Annotated in this window: 18 protein-coding genes; 7 read left to right on the top strand and 11 right to left on the bottom strand. The window is 66.2% G+C overall.

Annotation, left to right across the window (positions count from 1 at the left end; all coding sequences use genetic code 11):
• Nucleotides 1–972, top strand: coding sequence for an exonuclease domain-containing protein (locus ACFVIV_RS36360; protein WP_379204423.1), 972 nt, complete (start codon nt 1–3; stop codon nt 970–972).
• Here ACFVIV_RS36360 and ACFVIV_RS36365 read toward each other — a convergent pair.
• The 4 genes from ACFVIV_RS36365 to ACFVIV_RS36380 form a co-directional block, all read right to left on the bottom strand.
• Nucleotides 969–1,271: a hypothetical protein gene (locus ACFVIV_RS36365; RefSeq protein ID WP_379204425.1), complete on the bottom strand. Its 303-nt coding sequence runs from the start codon at nt 1,269–1,271 to the stop codon at nt 969–971. The genes ACFVIV_RS36360 and ACFVIV_RS36365 overlap by 4 nt on opposite strands.
• Nucleotides 1,272–1,658: 387 nt before the next feature.
• Entirely contained in the window at nt 1,659–2,318 is a 660-nt protein-coding gene (locus tag ACFVIV_RS36370; protein WP_379204427.1) for a hypothetical protein, read from the bottom strand.
• Entirely contained in the window at nt 2,315–3,727 is a 1,413-nt protein-coding gene (locus tag ACFVIV_RS36375; protein ID WP_379204429.1) for a hypothetical protein, read from the bottom strand. The genes ACFVIV_RS36370 and ACFVIV_RS36375 overlap by 4 nt, the downstream gene beginning before the upstream one ends.
• Before the next feature lie 194 nt (nt 3,728–3,921).
• Nucleotides 3,922–4,209 carry a hypothetical protein gene (locus ACFVIV_RS36380; RefSeq protein WP_379204431.1) on the bottom strand — a complete coding sequence of 96 codons (288 nt, stop codon included), beginning with the start codon at nt 4,207–4,209 and terminating at the stop codon, nt 3,922–3,924.
• 188 nt (nt 4,210–4,397) lie between these two features.
• On the opposite strand from ACFVIV_RS36380, the gene gcvT reads away from it, so the two are divergent.
• Entirely contained in the window at nt 4,398–5,498 is a 1,101-nt protein-coding gene (gene gcvT, locus ACFVIV_RS36385) for a glycine cleavage system aminomethyltransferase GcvT (protein WP_379204433.1), read from the top strand.
• Nucleotides 5,499–5,601: 103 nt separating this feature from the next.
• Here the strand turns inward: gcvT and ACFVIV_RS36390 are convergent, their stop codons facing one another.
• Nucleotides 5,602–6,051 (bottom strand): MarR family winged helix-turn-helix transcriptional regulator, encoded by a 450-nt coding sequence (locus ACFVIV_RS36390; RefSeq protein ID WP_379204434.1) that lies wholly within the window; start codon nt 6,049–6,051, stop codon nt 5,602–5,604.
• 29 nt (nt 6,052–6,080) lie between these two features.
• On the opposite strand from ACFVIV_RS36390, the gene ACFVIV_RS36395 reads away from it, so the two are divergent.
• A complete protein-coding gene (locus tag ACFVIV_RS36395) occupies nt 6,081–6,611 on the top strand; it encodes a cupin domain-containing protein (protein WP_379204436.1) in 531 nt (176 codons plus the stop codon).
• Between the two features lie 310 nt (nt 6,612–6,921).
• Nucleotides 6,922–8,022 (top strand): branched-chain amino acid aminotransferase, encoded by a 1,101-nt coding sequence (locus ACFVIV_RS36400; RefSeq protein ID WP_379204438.1) that lies wholly within the window; start codon nt 6,922–6,924, stop codon nt 8,020–8,022.
• 256 nt (nt 8,023–8,278) lie between these two features.
• On the opposite strand, the gene ACFVIV_RS36405 is transcribed toward ACFVIV_RS36400, so the two are convergent.
• The 4 genes from ACFVIV_RS36405 to erpA all read right to left on the bottom strand — a co-directional run bounded on the left by ACFVIV_RS36405 (nt 8,279) and on the right by erpA (nt 12,510).
• Nucleotides 8,279–8,992, bottom strand: a complete 714-nt coding sequence (locus ACFVIV_RS36405) for an MBL fold metallo-hydrolase (RefSeq protein WP_379204440.1) — start codon at nt 8,990–8,992, stop codon at nt 8,279–8,281.
• Nucleotides 8,993–9,177: 185 nt separating this feature from the next.
• Complete coding sequence (locus ACFVIV_RS36410; RefSeq protein WP_379204441.1) at nt 9,178–10,389, bottom strand: homoserine O-succinyltransferase; 1,212 nt, start codon at nt 10,387–10,389, stop codon at nt 9,178–9,180.
• A 522-nt stretch (nt 10,390–10,911) separates the two neighbouring features.
• On the bottom strand, nt 10,912–11,886 hold the full coding sequence (locus ACFVIV_RS36415; protein WP_379204443.1) for a carbohydrate kinase family protein: 975 nt from the start codon (nt 11,884–11,886) through the stop codon (nt 10,912–10,914).
• A gap of 273 nt (nt 11,887–12,159) precedes the next feature.
• Nucleotides 12,160–12,510 carry an iron-sulfur cluster insertion protein ErpA gene (gene erpA / locus ACFVIV_RS36420; protein ID WP_379204445.1) on the bottom strand — a complete coding sequence of 117 codons (351 nt, stop codon included), beginning with the start codon at nt 12,508–12,510 and terminating at the stop codon, nt 12,160–12,162.
• Between the two features lie 209 nt (nt 12,511–12,719).
• Between erpA and ACFVIV_RS36425 the strand changes: the two genes are divergently transcribed.
• Nucleotides 12,720–13,373, top strand: a complete 654-nt coding sequence (locus tag ACFVIV_RS36425; RefSeq protein ID WP_379204481.1) for a DUF3043 domain-containing protein — start codon at nt 12,720–12,722, stop codon at nt 13,371–13,373.
• Between the two features lie 147 nt (nt 13,374–13,520).
• Here the strand turns inward: ACFVIV_RS36425 and ACFVIV_RS36430 are convergent, their stop codons facing one another.
• Together ACFVIV_RS36430 and ACFVIV_RS36435 are read right to left on the bottom strand one after the other, a co-directional pair.
• Nucleotides 13,521–13,967, bottom strand: a complete 447-nt coding sequence (locus ACFVIV_RS36430; protein WP_379204447.1) for an SgcJ/EcaC family oxidoreductase — start codon at nt 13,965–13,967, stop codon at nt 13,521–13,523.
• A gap of 64 nt (nt 13,968–14,031) precedes the next feature.
• The gene (locus tag ACFVIV_RS36435) at nt 14,032–14,313 is read right to left on the bottom strand and encodes a hypothetical protein (RefSeq protein ID WP_379204449.1); all 282 of its coding nucleotides are present in this window, start codon (nt 14,311–14,313) and stop codon (nt 14,032–14,034) included.
• Nucleotides 14,314–14,516: 203 nt separating this feature from the next.
• Here ACFVIV_RS36435 and ACFVIV_RS36440 point away from each other — a divergent pair, with 203 nt between their 5' ends.
• Both ACFVIV_RS36440 and ACFVIV_RS36445 read left to right on the top strand, forming a co-directional pair.
• Nucleotides 14,517–15,494: a helix-turn-helix domain-containing protein gene (locus ACFVIV_RS36440; RefSeq protein ID WP_379204451.1), complete on the top strand. Its 978-nt coding sequence runs from the start codon at nt 14,517–14,519 to the stop codon at nt 15,492–15,494.
• 232 nt (nt 15,495–15,726) lie between these two features.
• Nucleotides 15,727–16,344, top strand: a complete 618-nt coding sequence (locus tag ACFVIV_RS36445) for a LysE family translocator (protein ID WP_379204453.1) — start codon at nt 15,727–15,729, stop codon at nt 16,342–16,344.
• The last annotated feature ends 8 nt before the right edge of the window (nt 16,345–16,352 follow it).

The raw sequence follows: 16,352 nt of genomic DNA on the forward strand, positions 1-16,352 counted from the left end.
ATGGCGGGCCTGTCGTTCGCCGCCATTGATGTCGAGACCGCGAACTCCGCCCGCGGCAGCATTTGCGCAGTCGGTGTCACGGTGGTTCGTGAGGGCGTGCGCTTGGAGACTCATTCCTGGCTGTGTCGCCCACCCGCAGCTGTGGACTTCTTTGCGCGCCGCAATGTTCGCATACACGGCATTTCCTCTGCCGCGGTCGCGGACGAACCCGGCTTCGCGCAGCGCTGGCCGGAGATCCGGAGTGTGGTCGCTGGCCTCCCGCTGGTCGCACACAATGCGGGATTCGACAGCGGTGCCATCCGAGAAGCGTGCACCCACAGCGGAATCGAAGTACCCGCCTGGGAATTCAGCTGCAGCTTGTATATCTCGCGGCGGCATCTCGACCTCGAGAGCTATCGTCTTCCGAACGTCGCAGACGCCCTTGGCATCGAGTTGATCGCCCACCACAACGCCGCCGCTGACGCTGCCGCGGCCGCCGACATCGTGCTGGCTCTCGCAGCCCGAGCCGGGGTGAATTCCCTGGCCGAGCTCGAGCAATCAGGTGTAGACCGGCCCTACCGCGCATACCGGCCGAACCGCCGCCCACGCCGATCCTTCTTCCCCCGTGAGGAATTGATCGCCCCCGAGGTCACCGGTTCGGACCCGACTCACCCGCTCTACAACCAAACTGTTGTCTTCACAGGCGAACTCGCCTCCCTTACTCGCCAGGAAGCCTGGAACGTCATTGCATCTCACGGTGCTACCCCTGCGAAAAACGTCACCCGCCGTACCACATGCCTGGTAGTCGGTGACGGCTTCACCGGCCAGGATCCCACCGCCTTCACCACCACCAAGGCCCGTCGCGCCGCCGAACTCCGAACCCGGGGCCAGCGGATCGAAATACTCGATGAACAGCGCTTCCTCGCGTACCTCGACCGAACAGCGACGGCTCAGCCCGCAGCAGCCCTCGTTGCTGCGCCCGACTACATCTAGCGACCGACGGTTGATACCAGAACGCCGACCGTGACGAGGGTTGCCAGCGCCCCGGCAATCGAGATAGCGATGCCGGTTCCTGCTTGACGTGCTCGCCCGCCAATTGCCCAAAGGACGACCACGACAAGGAGTTCGACCGCATACAGGAACGGGCCGAGGAACACGAAGAACAAGAAGAACAGATGGAGCGTGATCGGTACGACCACGTTCACGAATCCGCCGACGGCTGCCCACGTGAACGATTGCCGTCCGAACCAGGGCCCTCGCCCGAGCCGGCTCATCTCACCTTCGGTGGGCATCACCATGTGATCCCGACGCCGCCGAGTGCGAGCAGATAGAACATGACGCCCGCAGTCCACACTCCGCTGGTCGCGGCCATTGCCCAAGCCAGGGCGCGCCACGTTCCGCTGGTTCGCCAGAGTAGGACCGCTGCCAACGCCGCACTGATTGCCGCAGTAAGCACGAACGGACGAAGTGGCAGCCAGTGTTCATCCACGCCGATCGATGCCGCGATTCTCCAGAAGACGAGCGTTTCCAGGAGCAACAGCTCCGGGACACTCCACGTCGATGCGACCCAGAATCGCTGCTCATCCGTGAATCGTGCTGTCTTCGAGGGCTTCTCGGTGCACGGAGGCATCGGTTCGAAGCTGGCCCACGTTGGCTCGGGCATCGCGTTGTCGGCCTTGCTACTTCGAGAAGCCGGTTGCTCGGATGGTTTGCTGGACCTCGGGTGTGTAGTACTCGGGCTCCAAGTAGATGTCGTATTTCAGCAGAGGCTTCCCGCGCTTCAGGTATGCCTCGACGCTGATGACGAGACCGCTTCGACCGACACCCATGGATACGACCTGCTGATAATCGGACTCGCCTTGGCTGTTTTCCTCCCACATGTCGACGCCCTTGGCACTGAGCCCCCAACGAGTGATGTCGTCGCGCAATTCCGCCAGGCACTCCTGCGGAGTTTCGAACGATCGCCAGTAGACGATGCCGGCGTAGGGTTTGTCGGCGCTCGGAGAGAGGAACATGATCGTGCTCGTCTCAACTGTCTCGGCTTGATCCGGACCCAGGAGTTCGAGGCTGATCATGGGCTGGTCGGCGCCGCCGATGATCGGACCGCGGTCCTGGCCTTCGAGACCGACTGCTGCCTTGGTGAGTTCATGGTTGCGCAAGTCGAATCGTGCGTGACGGGTTCTCTTGATCTGTGCGACCCCGGCATCGGTCAGTTGTGAGAACTCCGAGCTCGGCGGCATCGGCTCCTCCTTGCTGGAAGGGGTGGAACACGCAGTGGCGGTGAGGAAAAGCATCGCCACAGCGGCTATCGAGCGGGTGAGGGTGGCGGAAAAGGTCATGGGCGGTATCCCCAATGCCAATTGAAGTGGGTCAAGATTTCGTCCCATCGGTTCGCCAGTCGCTGGTCGTCCATCCGAGTCCCGAAGTCGGAGGCGATGATTTCGCGCGCTCGAGCCGGATCCTCGGTCAGCAGTCGCTGGTATGCCGGAAGGGTGTCCTGCTCGATCAGCGCCCATCTCTGGTCGCGGTAGGAGATGTTTCCGTCCGGGAATGGGGTCACGACTTCCCCAGGGATCGGGCCGGGCAGGTCGATCGTCCGGGGAAACTCATCGGGGAACGTGTGGGCTCCGGGTATCGACGGAGCACCGACGGTCGTCATGCCCCAGGTTACGAATCCGCCGGTATTCGGGCGTTCACGCATTACGTCGTAGTCATCGGCGATGATCTGCCACTGTTCACGCCACAGCAGATCCTTGTTGCCCAGCGCGATCAGCGCCGAATCGTCTCGGACGTATCCGTCGTGAATATTCTGCCAAGCCTTCTCCGCACGGGGATCCAGTAATCCGGCGTCCGACATCCGTTCGATTTCGGCCATGCCGCCCGTGAGGTAGGCCTCGTGCATGGCAGCCTGATCGTTGAAGATGTTCTTCTGCATCCCGAGCAGAGTGGTTTCGTAGAAGCGGATCTCCTCGGCGGTGAGATGACCGAGCGGATTCTCGCCCGGAGTCGGCCAATTCGCCTCGCGAGCAGCGTCTTTCAGTATATCAAGATCGAAGAACCCACCCGCGAACGATGGGCCGATCATGTTCGCCATGCCGGCCCATTGGAGCTCGGGGTGGTCCAGGAACAGGCGGCCATAGTACTGATAGACCTTGACGATGGTGTCCTTGTTGGCCTCCGCGCCCAATTCCGGCCGCCATGTGGCCGGGTCGATTCCGGCCTGCTCCAACGCCTCTCGTTGCCAGTAATGCTGGAGGAACGTCTTGTAGAACTTCTTGGTCGGATCGAGCTTGCCGGGATCTACGGCGCTGTCGAGCAGCGTCTTGGCGGCATCGGGATGATGCTCGACCCATTCCCGGAATCGCGGGTCATTGATCAACGCTTGGACTTCGGCGGCGGACATCTGTGCTGTGGTGGATGGTGGTGTGTACTCGCGCCCCGAGGCCGCATCGTCTTTCAACGCGCGGATCTCGTCGGTCTTGGCGTCCAGCAAGACGGACACCGCTCGGTCCACATCGGTCAACTGCCGGAGCGCGCCGGAGATCTGCGCGATGTGATAGTTGCGTCGTTCCTCGTCCTTGCCGTCCGGGATTGGTCCGACCTGCCAGTCGTCGCCGACAGTGAAGCCGTCGCCGATCGCTGTATCGACTGCGCCGATCGCGTGATCGCGCACGGACCGCAGCTGGCCTGCCGCGCTCTCGAGTGCATTCGCCAGGTCCCGAACCGCGCCCACGATGCGCATGCCCATCCGGTGCTCGCGTTCGATTCGCTGATACGCCTGGGTTCCGGCCGCGCCGGTCCAGCCGCCCGCGGCGATCTGGTCGGCTTCGCGCCAGGCCGCGTCCAGGGTCTGCACCATGTGGTCGGCGCCTTTGGCGAGGATCGCGGCGCGATCCGACAGCGATTCCGGGCGCCAGCGGCGTACCGCGCTGACCGTGTACGTCATCGCCGCCCCATTTTGGCCAGCTGTTCGGCCCATCGCTGGTCGGTGACCTGATAGGTGTAGTTGGCGCCGCGTGTCAGCCTTCCGAGGCTGTCGAAGTGATAGGCGACTTCCAGATACGCCTCGTAGACGTCGGTGCCCATATCGCGCAGAGCCGCCTCGGACAGCGACCCTGGCATTTCGCCTTCCAAGTCGGCGATGCCTTCCCTGGGCACGGTCTTGATCTCGCGGGAGGTCTCCAGCCATGCTTTTTCCAGCCGGTGCAGGAGTTCGATATCGACGTACATCGTGGAATCTCCCTCCCCGGATGTGCGGTCAGCTAACTTTCCGCAGACTCTATCGCAGATCACGGCCTTGATAGCTGTCTGCCATCACTATCGACGCAGGTCAGGTCGTGAAGGTTCCGCTTGGTTCGGGCTGTCGAATCCGGTCGGGCGAATCACGCGCAACCGGGGCGACCGATAAGCTCCCTGGGGTGACCGACGAGAAGCTGCTGCAAGGCCCTATCCACGCTGTCCATGTCGAGCTCGGTGCTACCTTCGCCCCTTTCGGTGGGTGGGAGATGCCTGTTTCCTATGCGGGGACGGTGGGTGAGCACACGGCCGTGCGGACCACGGTGGGTGTGTTCGATGTGAGTCACCTCGGCAAGGCCACCGTGAAGGGGGTCGGTGCGGCGGAGTTCGTGAACTCGGCGTTGACCAATGATTTGAATCGGATTCGGCCGGGGAAGGCGCAGTACACGTTGTGCTGCACGCCCGAGGGTGGGGTGATCGATGATTTGATCGCCTACTACGTGAGCGATGACGAGGTCTTCCTGGTGCCGAATGCGGCGAATACCGCGACCGTGGTGGCGGAGCTGCAGAAGGTGGCGCCGGAGGGGGTGACCGTCACCGACGAGCATCGGAGTTATGCGGTGTTCGCGGTGCAGGGGCCGAAGTCGGCGGAAGTGCTTGCGGCGCTGGGGTTGCCGACGGATATGGAGTACATGGCTTACGCCGATGCCGAGTGGGAGGGGCGGCCGGTTCGGGTGTGCCGCACCGGGTATACGGGTGAGCACGGGTATGAGTTGCTGCCGCGGTGGGAGGATGCGGAGGCTGTGTTCCGGGCGCTGGTGACGCAGGTGCAGGCGGCCGGTGGGCAGCCGGCGGGGCTGGGGGCGCGCGATACGCTGCGCACCGAGATGGGGTATCCGCTGCACGGACATGAACTGTCCGTGGATATTTCGCCGGTGCAGGCGCGCTGTGGGTGGGCGGTCGGTTGGAAGAAGGCGGAGTTCTGGGGGAAGGATGCGCTGGAGAAGGAGAAGGCGGAGGGGCCGCGGCGGCTGCTGCTCGGGCTGAAGGCCAAGGATCGCGGCGTGTTGCGGCAGGGGCAGGCCGTGCTGCGGGGGGACGAGCAGGTTGGTGAAACCACTTCCGGGACTTTCTCGCCCACGCTCAAGATCGGTATCGCACTGGCGCTGATCGATACCGCTTCCGGGATCGCGCCCGGTGACGAGGTGGAGGTCGATGTGCGCGGTCGTCGCCTGCGTTGCGAGGTCGTGCGGCCGCCGTTCGTGGAGGCGCGCACGGCCTGACGGTTCGACTGGCGTTCACGTGGTTGGCTGAAAACCGGTCTGAGCGGACACTAATCGGCCCCGAATGGCGGTTTACCGCCTGCGGTGGGCTGTTGGTGTCCGCTCAGGCCGTATCTGCAATCCGTTGCGCGAGCGCGAGCTGCGACCTGCTGAGCAAGCGCCGCAATTCCGCAACCCCGTCCTCGCCCAGTTCCGCTCGCAAACCGTCCTCGATGGCCGTGATGCGCCGACCGGCGAAAGCCAGTGCCGCGCGCCCGGATTCAGTGGCGATCACCAGTCGGGCGCGCCGATCCTCCGCGTCGACGCGGCGTTCGACGTAACCGCATTTCTCCAGGTGAGTCACCAACTCGCCCATGGACTGCTGAGTCATGCCGGCGGATTCGGCCAGTGCCGTGACGCGCGACCCGTTGGGGTCCAGGTGCCGGAATACCGCGTAGTGGGCTGGTCGGAGACTCTCGTCGAGCTCCCCGCGTAGCTCGCGGTTCAGCTCCTGCTCGAACGCGTGGGTCACCTGCACGAGCAGTTTCAGAAGGCTGGGATCGGCTGTTGACACGATATGAAGGTTACCTTTATATCTGGGATATGGAAACTCTCACCTTCCGCAATGGTCATCAGGTGACGCTGGTCGAGCGGGGCTCCGATGACCGCGGGCCGTATCTGCGGTTGCGGCACCTCCTGCCCGAACCCGGCCGGCAGGCCGGACCGCACTGGCATCCGGTGCTGACTGAGCGGTGGACGGTGCGGCAAGGGCGGCTGCGATTCCGGATCGATGGGTCGGAAATCGTTGCCGAGGAAGGTGATTCGCATTTCGCGCCAGCGGGCACGGTGCACCGGTTCGCGAGCGAATTGCCCGACACCGTCATCGATCACGAAATCCGCCCGCCGCTGCGGCACTGGGAGATGTTCCAGCTCTGGCAGGCCCTCGACGCCGCCGGTCGCACTACCCGCGGAGGTACACCGCGCAATCCGCTCGCCCTCGCGCTGCTGTGGGACTACCAGGATGGTTACCTCGCCGGCATCCCTGCCCCGCTGCAGCGCATGGTGCTCGGCCGACTGGCCGATCTGGCTCGCCGCCTCGGCTATGAGAAACGCTGGCTACCGAGCCGGGTATGAGCCGCGCACGACCAGTCGCCCTCGGTCAGCTGCGCTGGCGAGCATGAGTGGCCTGCGACCGGCGGCCTGCCCTGCCGGCGATCGTGAGTGGCCTGCGACCAGCGGCCCGCCCGCACACCTGATCGGCGGCCATCCGGTTCGCCTTCTTCGCCCGTCTGGCCGCCTGCCAGGCAGGTTGCGATATCCGGGAGCGGGCTGCCCGGGTTTCCTGGTCTCTCCTGCCAGAAAACCGCACCGATGTGCGAATCACCCCGCGAAAGTGGGGTGGGCGGCAAGGGCGTGTCGAGCCGGGCGAATTAGACTCCCGAACATGACAGTTGCCGCCCAGTTCATGCGCACCCCGCACCCCGCACCCGTCCCCGTGGACCGGCGGCAGGAGATTCTCGCGGAGCCCGGGTTCGGGCGGTTCTTCACCGATCACATGGTGTCGATCGACTACATCGACGGCGAGTGGATCAACCCGCGCGTCGAGCCGTACGGCCCGCTGTCCATGGACCCCGCGACCATGGTCTTCCACTACGGCCAGGCCATCTTCGAGGGTCTCAAGGCCTATCGCCAAGCCGACGGCAGCATCGCCACCTTCCGCGTCGACGCCAACGCCGCCCGCTTCCGCCGCTCGGCCGCCCGCATGGCCATGGCCGAGCTCCCGGACGAGCTGTTCATCGAATCCATCCGCCAGCTGCTCGAGGCGGACGCGGACTGGGTCCCGCAGGCCGGCGGCGAGGAATCGCTCTACCTGCGCCCGTTCATGTTCTCCACCGAGTCCGGCCTCGGCGTGAAGCCCGCCAACGCCTACAAGTACCTGCTGCTCGGTTCCCCCGCCGGCGCCTACTTCTCCGGCGGCCTCAAGCCCGTCCGCGTCTGGCTCTCCACCGAATACGTCCGCGCAGCCCCCGGCGGCACCGGCGAAGCCAAGGTGGCCGGCAACTACGCCGCCTCCCTCCTCGCCCAGCAGCAAGCCGCCGAAAAGGGTTGCGACCAGGTCGTCTGGCTCGACGCCTGCGACCACGCCTACGTCGAGGAAATGGGCACCAACAACCTGTTCTTCGTCTTCGGCAGCGGCTCCGACGCCCGCCTGGTCACCCCCGAACTATCGGGCTCCCTCCTCCCCGGCATCACCCGCGACTCTTTGATCACCCTCGCCGCCGACGCCGGCTACCCCGTCGAAGAGCGCAAGATCTCCGTCGAAGAGTGGCGCAAGGGCGTCGAATCCGGTGAAATCACCGAGGTTTTCGGCTGCGGCACCGCCGCCGTCGTCATCCCGGTCGGCTCCGTCAACTCCGCCGAAGGCGAATTCACCATCGGCGGCGGCGAACCCGGCGAAGTCACCATGGCCCTCCGCGAAACCCTCACCGGCATCCAACGCGGCACCTTCGCCGACACCCACAACTGGATGCGCACCCTCGCCTGAGCGACGAAACAGCGAAAAAGCGCCCGCCCCGAATGAATTCGGGGCGGGCGTATCGCATTAAGGGAGTGGGGCGGCTCGATCCGCGGGCGAGCGAGCCGCCTGGCCATGGGGAGCGAGCCGCGCGAGCCCAGCCGCCATCGCACACTGGTGAAGGGTCCGTTTGAACGGGCGAGCTCGCATCGAGGGCGAGGGGTGCCCATCCGTCCACGTCCGAGGAGCAGGCTGCCGTTGGTCGGCGCCTACGATCGGTGAAGGCTCAGCTCGGCATGAACATGCGCCATTGGTCGAGGGTTTGGGGGCGCATGACGTAGTTGTGGTCGCGGATGTGGGAGAGGGTGGCGCTGGGTTCATCGGAGTACCAGTGGCCGGGGTAGACGACGGGGTCGCCCTTCAGGTCGGCCAGGTAGCGGAGGCTGCGGAACATGGCGTCGGAGTCGCCGCCGGGGAAGTCGGTGCGGCCGCAGCCGTCTACGAAGAGGGTGTCGCCTGCGATCAGGCGGTTTTCGAATAGGAAGCACTGGGAGCCGGGGGTGTGGCCGGGGGTGTGGAGGAGTTCTATTTCGAAGGTGCCGACTGCGACCTTGTCGCCGTGGGAGTGGCCGGTCAGTTCGCTGGGGGCGATGCCGGTGACGTTGGCTACCCAGGGGAGTTCCTCGGCGTTGACGTGGACTGCCACGTCGGTTTTCTCGAGGAGTTCCTTGACGCCGCGGAGGGTGAAGCCGAGCATGGTGCCGCCGACGTGGTCGGGGTGGTGGTGGGTGGCCAGGACGCCGGTCAGGCGCATGCCGTCGGCTTCGGCGAGGTCGACGAGTTGGGCGGCCTCGTAGGCCGGGTCCACGACCACGCATTCGCCGTTTTCGCGATCGCCGATCAGGTAGGCGAAGTTGCGCATCTGCGTGGCGATGGGATCGCCGACGGCCCAGTCGCGGCCGGAGAGCAACTGGCGGAAATACAAACGGTCCGAGGCCATGGTGCACAGCCTATTGCGCATTGGCCACTACACCACACTCGGATCCATGCGAAACGCGTGCAGGGCCGTGACGCCCGCGCTCTTGGACTGGACGAGTGATCACCGGGAACTGGTGGCGGCATCGGCCGAGAGGCCACCGCCACCAGTTCCCGGTCGGCGCTGTTTCAGATGTGTACGACGGGCGATCAGGCGGCTAGGAGCTCGTCGGGGTTGCGCTGCTCGTGGATTGCCTGGAGCCAGTTGGCGAAGAACTGGCGGGAATGGGCGGACCAGTCCTGGGCGGCGTCGGCGTAGCTGGATGGCAGGGGGAAGTTGTCGAGGAGGGCCGGGTCGCGTTGGGTGCGAACGAGTTCGGCGTGCCGGACCAGCCGGGCGTGGGTGGCGGCGGGGAAGTAGCCGACGGGGATCTGCGGGAAGGGGCGGGTGGGGTCGGCGAGCCAGCGGCGGAGGTCGCGGCGGTATTCGCGGGCCATGGTGTCGGCGAAGTACTCCGGGTGGCCCTGGAGGAAGACGTGGCGGAGACCGTCGGGAGAGGTCGCCAGGTTCCACTGGGCCTCGGGGGAGTCCAGCAGGATGGGGACGCCCGCGCTGCGGAGGTCTGCGGAAGTCATTTCGTTCCAGCGGGAATGAGGGACCAGGATCGGCCCGGACATGCCCGCGGTGAGGCGTGCGCCCGCATCGGTGGGGTCGAATGCGTTGAGCGGGTGCACCGTTTCGCTGTCAGCGAGAACACTGTCGGCCAGGGTCAGTGGCGGCTCGGTGACGGCCCGCGCGCCGACGCGGCCGGATTCCACCGCGTGCGCGAAGAGCCCGTGGCGACGGTGGGGAAGGCGACGGCGCTCCAAGCCGTACAGGAGATGCAGTGCCGCGTGGGCGGACTGACAGGAGAAGAGCAATGAGGTCGCGGCCGAGCACTCCTGGAGGATGCGGGCGACGATGCGCACACTCGGTTCGGTGCCGATGGTCGTGCCGAGTGGTTCACTGCCACTGATGATCAGGGCGTCCATGGCGGCCAGAGCCTGCCAATCGACGGCGTCGAGGGGGCCCGCCGGATCGATCCCGAAGACCGTCGCTTCGACGGCGGCGAGGACCGACGCGTCGGCCCGCGCCGACGCCTCGGGGTCGGTGCGGACCGCCACCTCGGGTTCGGCGTAAAGAGCTGCCTCGGGGTTGGCGAGAACCCTCGCCTGGGGGTCGGCGACAGCCCTCATCTCGGGGCCGGCGAGAGCCTTCACCTCAGGGATGGCGAAAGCTGTTGTCTCCATGCCGGATACGAGGCCGGTCGGGGGATCGGTGCGGGCTTCCGAGCCCGCGACCGCGGCCAGGAACACCCGCCGCGTCATGCTGTCCGGCGACATCGAGATCAAGTCGACGAGGCCGACTCGTACCACCATCATCAGGTCCTTCGAAACGAGCTGTCATACAAAGCGCGGTCCGGGACCGCAGTGATCACCCTGGCGGCACGAGGTTCCGACCGTTGATCACGCGGTCAGTGTGACGGACGAAAAAGTCGGCCAGGTTACGAAATCAGCGCGCCGAATCGACAACTTTCGGCGAGAAGATTGCAGGTCAGATGCCCAGCGGGCGAAATCTCGGCGGCCCCGCTGACCCGGTGCTCGGCGTGGGGCATCGCCACCGGTGCGTCGCCACTCCGCGGCTCTCGCCCGCCTGCTCGACCCCATCGCACGCACCGCCAGCGGGCGCCTGCGCGGCAAGGCCGCGCAGACGAGGCGTTGTGTACAAGGCCGCGCAGACGAGGCGTTGCGTACAGGGCTGCGCAAACGAGGCGTTGCGTACAAGGCCGCGTCGCGCTGGGTACTGCTCAGCGCGACGCGGATTTGCAGGTTGTTCCAGCCGAACCGGCGCGGCATGACCGGGCCGGTGCGGGGCTGATTCAGCTGTGGGGCAATGGAATCGGCTCAGGCGCGCAGGATCGACTCGATTTCGGCCGCTGCTTCGGGGCCGTAGGCGGCGCGCAGGCGTTTGAGGGCGACGTCGTGGTCGAGGGTCCATTCCTGGGTGCCGACGGTTTCCAGGATGAGGACGGCGATGAGCGAACCGAGCTGGGCGGAGCGTTCCAGGGACAGGCCGGCGGTGTGGCCGGTGAGGAAGCCGGCGCGGAAGCCGTCGCCGACGCCGGTGGGGTCGACCTTGGCGGTGTCGGGGACGACGTCGACGTGCAGTTCGGTGCCGTCGCGGTCGACGATCTTGGCGCCCTTGGCGCCCAGGGTGGTGACGCGAATGCCGACGCGCTCACCGATTTCCGCCTCGGTGAGGCCGGTCTTCTGCAGCAGCAGGCCCCATTCGTACTCATTGGTGAACAGGTAGGCGGCGCCGTCGATGAGTGAGAGCGCCTGCTCGCTGTCCAGGCGCGCCAGCTGCTGGGAGGGGTCGGCGGCGAAGGGGATGCCCGCGGCGCGGCTCTGCTCGGTGTGCAGCACCATGGCGTCCGGATCGTTCGCGCCGACCAGGACCAGCGACAGGTCGCGTCCCTGCGCCAGGTCGCCGATGGAGATATCGCGCGCCTCGCTCATGGCGCCGGGGTAGAAGGAGGCGATCTGCGCCATGGTCTCATCGGTCGTGCACACGAACCGCGCGGTGTGCGCGGTGGTGGAGACCCGCACCGCCGAGCAGTCGACGCCGTTGTCCTCCAGCCAGCTGCGGTATTCGCCGAAATCGGGGCCGACCGCGCCGACCAGCAGCGGGCGCCGGCCGAGCAGGCCCATGGCGTAGGCGATATTGCCCGCCACGCCGCCGCGCCGGATGACCAGGTCGTCGACGAGGAAACTGAGCGAGACGTGCTGCAGCTGATCAGCCAGCAGCGCATCGGAGAACTTGCCGGGGAAGCGCATCAGGTGGTCGGTCGCAATGGAAGCGGACACGGCGATGGTCACGAGCGTCGATCCTTCGATGACGTGCGCTGCACACACCTGTATGCGGAACGGCAGACGCGGGGCCGGTGGACGGGGGAGATGCGACCGCAGTGCCCGTTATGGGCAGAGATCGCACCTAAAAAATACACTGTCCGAGACGAGATGAACCCCACTCTGTCGACGACGCCGTCACCCGTTTCCGAGGCGTTCGGTGGCAGCGCGCCCGAGAGTCGGGCCCGGGCACACAACAGCGCGGAACCTCCGCAAGGGATGTTCCGCGCTGGTGGCGCTATCTCAGTTGAAGCTGTCGCCGCAGGCGCAGGAGCCGGTGGCGTTCGGGTTGTCGATGGTGAAACCCTGCTTCTCGATGGTGTCGACGAAGTCGATCGACGCGCCCTGCACGTAGGGGGCGGACATGCGGTCGACAATGAGCTTGACGCCGCCGAATTCGACGGTCAGGTCACCATCGAGGTTGCGGTCGTCGAAGAAGAGCTGGTAGCGCAGGCCGGCGCAGCCACCCGGCTGCACGGCGATGCGCAGGGCCAGGTCGTCACGGCCTTCCTGATCCAGCAGCGCCTTCGCCTTCGAGGCGGCAGCGTCGGTCAGAGTCACACCGTGAGTGGTGGTCTCGTTCTGCACAGTCATGAACTCTCCTAAAGGACCAATAGTCAACCCGTGAGAGACGCACGGCTCGCTGGCTGTCAACGCCACTTCGCTCGTGGCTATTCCCAATCCTACGCGGCGGCGTTTGCGCCGCCAGGGGCAGGGATTGGGGGTCGCCGGGGAGTAGCGCGGACAACAATCGGACGGACCAGGTTTTTCAGGCGGACGTGTCATCGAATAGCCTGGTCGGCGTGAAGTTCCTGCGCCGTGGCGAGTCCACCCCCACCTCCGACACCTCCACCGCCGATTCCGGTGGTGCGGCGACGGTCGCGGAGCGGCCGGTCACCGCCGGAAAGGGGCGTCCGACCCCGAAGCGCCGCGAGGCCGAAGGCCGCCGTCGCGGGCCGATCGCGCCCGCGCCGAAAACCTCCAAGGAGGCCCGGGCGCGTCGCAAGGCGCTGCGCGGGAGCAAGGAGGAGCGCAAGGCCGCCTCGGCCCAGCGCCGCGCCGATGTGCAGGATCGCCGGGCGCGCATGCTCGCCGGCGAGGAGCAGTACCTGCTGCCGCGCGACAAGGGGCCGGTGAAGGGTTACGTGCGCGACATCGTGGACGCGCGCCGCAACCTGCTCGGGCTGTTCATGCCGCTCGCGCTGGTGCTCATCGTCAGCATGATCCTGACGCCCGCGTTGCAGGCCATCGTCACCCTCGGCATGCTGATCATGATGCTGTTCATGATCATCGAGGGCATCATCCTCGGCCGCATCGTGAACAACCGCGTCCGCGAACGCTTCCCGGACGCCACCGATTCGAGCTTCTCGCTCGGCTGGTACGCCTTCGTCCGCGCCTCGCAGGTCCGCCGCATGCGCGCCCCGAAGCCGCGCGTCAGCCCGGGCGACAGCGTTTAATTTGGATCGCGGCTCCTTCCGGGGGCGCCGCCCTGGAAAACGTGCGATGGCCCGCAGCATCTAGCTGCGGGCCATCATCGCGTTCGGGGCTGTGGCTGGGCGCGGGAGCGCATCGAACATTCGCCGGTCGTCCGGCGACGCCTTGCGCTACTTCTGCGGGATGAGGGTGTTCTGGCGGGCGGCGGTCCACCAGCGGCCGTCCTGCTTGGTGAGGACGTAGAGGGCGATCATGGCCGGGTCCTGGTCGATGAGGTCGCCGTCGGGGGTCGTGGCGCGGGCGACCTTGTGGGCGATGGCCACGTCGGGGCGCAGGAAGGTGATGTCCAGGACGTCGTAGCGGGCGTATTCGTCCTTCAGGAAGCCTGCGAGGCCGGCTTGGTTGGCCGCGAGCAGGGCTTCGCGGCCGACCATCAGGGTGCCCATGGCGTTGACCACCGCGGCGTTGGCGGTGAAGTCGGCGGTCATGAGCTCGGCGTCGTTGGTGTTGTAGGCGGTTTCGACATTGGTGATGATCTGCTCGATGGCGCGGATGTCGTCGTCGTGGTCCACGGTGGTGTCCACGACGGTCGGCGCCTGGGTGCTCGCTGTGCTCATGAAACGATCTTGAATCCTCAACAACGGTTCAGGTCAAGCTGTTTGGGTGTGCGGCGGATCATGCTCAGCCGCGCTTGCCGAACAGGTAGTCGAGTTCTTCGGTGCTCGAGCGCATCGAGGCGATGGCGCGCAGTTCTCCGGTGGCGCGGTCGTAATCGCGGTCGAAGACGTTGGTGGATCCGGCCAGGTTCCAGCGGATGCTGTCGTGATGGAAGGGGATGGCCCGTCCGGCCGCGGCCAGCAGGGCGACGAATCGGGTGAACACGGTGGTGGTTTCGGTCTCTGCGGTGGTGTTGTTCTCGGTGCTGCCGCGTACGAGGGACGCGGGGGCGGTGATGGTGGTCATGATCAGGCCTCGCCTTCATTGGATTCGGTTGTGCCCCAGGCCATGGTGGCGTAGGTGAGATAGCCGAGGGCGCTCATGAATGTCCCGGCGGTGACGATTGCGGTAATGCCTTGCATGGCAGTAAGTTTTCTCTAGAACAGTTCCTGCCAACAGTGGCTGTTCTGACATTGATCGCAAAGATTCAGCCAGGTATGGTGAGACCTATGTTGTCGAAGGTCGCCGTCGTGTTGAACGACCGCCTCGCCATGTTCGAGTTCGGCGTCGTCTGTGAGGTTTTCGGTCTGGACCGGACCCGGGACGGACTGCCCGGTTTCGACTTCCGGGTGTGCGGGGCCGAGCCGGGAAAGCCGCTGAACAGCACATCTCCCGGGATCACGCTCACCCCGGAATACGGTTTGGAAGAGCTGCGGGACGCGGATCTGGTGGCGATCCCGGCATTTCCGTTCGCCGGGGACAAGACATTCGACGATCGCGTCATCGACGCCGTGCGGGATGCGTCGCAGCGCGGGGCGACGGTGCTCACCGTGTGCTCCGGGGCCTTCCTCGCCGGTGAAGCCGGGCTGCTGGACGGGCGCAAGTGCACCACGCACTGGCGCTATGTCGAGCAACTGGCGCAACGGTATCCGCTGGCCACCGTCGATCCGGATGTGCTGTTCGTCGACGAGGGCAACCTCATCACCAGCGCCGGCACCGCCGCCGGCATCGACGCCTGCCTGCACCTGGTGCGGCGCGAACTCGGCAGCGCCGCCGCCAATGGCATCGCCCGCCGCATGGTGGTGCCCCCGCAACGCGACGGCGGCCAGCGGCAGTTCATCGAGCGCCCCGTCGTCGAATGCAGCTCCGACAGCCTCAGCGAAACCCTGCACTGGATGGGCGAAAACCTCGAACTCCCGCACACGGTCGAATCACTCGCCGCCCGCACGGCCATGTCCACCCGCACCTTCGCCCGCCGCTTCGCCGCCGAAACCGGCACCACCCCCGTGAAATGGCTGACCGGCCAGCGCATCCTGCTCGCCAAGCACCTCCTCGAAGACACCGACATCGACCTGGAATCCCTGGCCCACCGCTGCGGTTTCGGCTCCGGAGCCCTGCTGCGCCACCACTTCCAGCGCCTGGTAGGAATCGCCCCGGTCGAATACCGCCGCAGATTCGGCGCGCGCGTGCCAACCCCCGCCCTCTGATCGACCGCGCGCGCCGGCCCCGAGCACGCGATCCCCACGACCGCAGTCTGAAACGACATCGACCGGGAACTGGTGGCGGCGCCTTCTCGCGCGATGCCGCCACCAGTTCCCGGTGATCGCATGATCAGATTCGTATCGGCGCGTTCGCAGGAGCGGGACGGTCGATGGGCTTGGCGCCAGCCGGTGAAATCGAGGGTGTTGCCGGGGGCTTCGGCCGGTTAGCGTGTGGGAGATGAGCATTGAGTTTCTGCTGACGACGCTCGTCATTGTGGCGACGCCGGGCACGGGGGTGCTGTTCACGCTGGCTGCGGGGTTGTCGCGGGGGGTGCGGGCCAGTGTGGTGGCGGCGTTCGGGTGCACGCTCGGGGTGGTGCCGCATATGGTGGCGGCGATTACCGGGTTGGCGGCGCTGTTGAACGCGAGTGCGGTCGCGTTTCAGACGTTGAAGTATCTGGGTGTCGCGTATCTGGTGTATATGGCGTGGATGACATTGCGGGACAAGGGGGCTCTCGCGGTGCCGGAGGAGAGTGCGGGGGCGGCGCCGTCGGCCGGGCGGGTGATCCTGTCGGCCGTGCTGCTGAACGTGCTGAATCCGAAGCTGACGATCTTCTTCTTCGCCTTCCTGCCGCAGTTCGTGCCCACCGGGTCGACCAATGCCACCATGCGGATGCTGGAGTTGAGCGCGCTGTTCGGGCTGGCCACGTTCGTCGTGTTCGCGGTGTACGGGGTGTGTGCGGCGGCCGTGCGCAACCACGTCATCTCGCGGCCCGCGGTGGTGAATTGGGTGCGGCGGGTGTTCGGCGCGTCGTTCCTGGCGCTGGCCGGGCGGCTCGCGGTGCAGAACCAGTAGCGGGAGGC

Source organism: Nocardia sp. NPDC127526 (assembly GCF_042672265.1).
GTDB lineage: Bacteria > Actinomycetota > Actinomycetes > Mycobacteriales > Mycobacteriaceae > Nocardia.

Bases quoted from the DNA above. Each gene is read 5' to 3' on its own strand.
- ACFVIV_RS36360 (WP_379204423.1), top strand. From the start codon at position 1: ATGGCGGGCCTGTCGTTCGCCGCCATTGATGTCGAGACCGCGAACTCC.
- ACFVIV_RS36365 (WP_379204425.1), bottom strand. From the start codon at position 1,271: ATGCCCACCGAAGGTGAGATGAGCCGGCTCGGGCGAGGGCCCTGGTTC.
- ACFVIV_RS36370 (WP_379204427.1), bottom strand. From the start codon at position 2,318: ATGACCTTTTCCGCCACCCTCACCCGCTCGATAGCCGCTGTGGCGATG.
- ACFVIV_RS36375 (WP_379204429.1), bottom strand. From the start codon at position 3,727: ATGGGCATGCGCATCGTGGGCGCGGTTCGGGACCTGGCGAATGCACTC.
- ACFVIV_RS36380 (WP_379204431.1), bottom strand. From the start codon at position 4,209: ATGTACGTCGATATCGAACTCCTGCACCGGCTGGAAAAAGCATGGCTG.
- ACFVIV_RS36395 (WP_379204436.1), top strand. From the start codon at position 6,081: ATGGAAACTCTCACCTTCCGCAATGGTCATCAGGTGACGCTGGTCGAG.
- ACFVIV_RS36400 (WP_379204438.1), top strand. From the start codon at position 6,922: ATGACAGTTGCCGCCCAGTTCATGCGCACCCCGCACCCCGCACCCGTC.
- ACFVIV_RS36405 (WP_379204440.1), bottom strand. From the start codon at position 8,992: ATGGCCTCGGACCGTTTGTATTTCCGCCAGTTGCTCTCCGGCCGCGAC.
- ACFVIV_RS36410 (WP_379204441.1), bottom strand. From the start codon at position 10,389: ATGATGGTGGTACGAGTCGGCCTCGTCGACTTGATCTCGATGTCGCCG.
- erpA (WP_379204445.1), bottom strand. From the start codon at position 12,510: ATGACTGTGCAGAACGAGACCACCACTCACGGTGTGACTCTGACCGAC.
- ACFVIV_RS36430 (WP_379204447.1), bottom strand. From the start codon at position 13,967: ATGAGCACAGCGAGCACCCAGGCGCCGACCGTCGTGGACACCACCGTG.
- ACFVIV_RS36435 (WP_379204449.1), bottom strand. From the start codon at position 14,313: ATGACCACCATCACCGCCCCCGCGTCCCTCGTACGCGGCAGCACCGAG.
- ACFVIV_RS36440 (WP_379204451.1), top strand. From the start codon at position 14,517: ATGTTGTCGAAGGTCGCCGTCGTGTTGAACGACCGCCTCGCCATGTTC.
- ACFVIV_RS36445 (WP_379204453.1), top strand. From the start codon at position 15,727: ATGAGCATTGAGTTTCTGCTGACGACGCTCGTCATTGTGGCGACGCCG.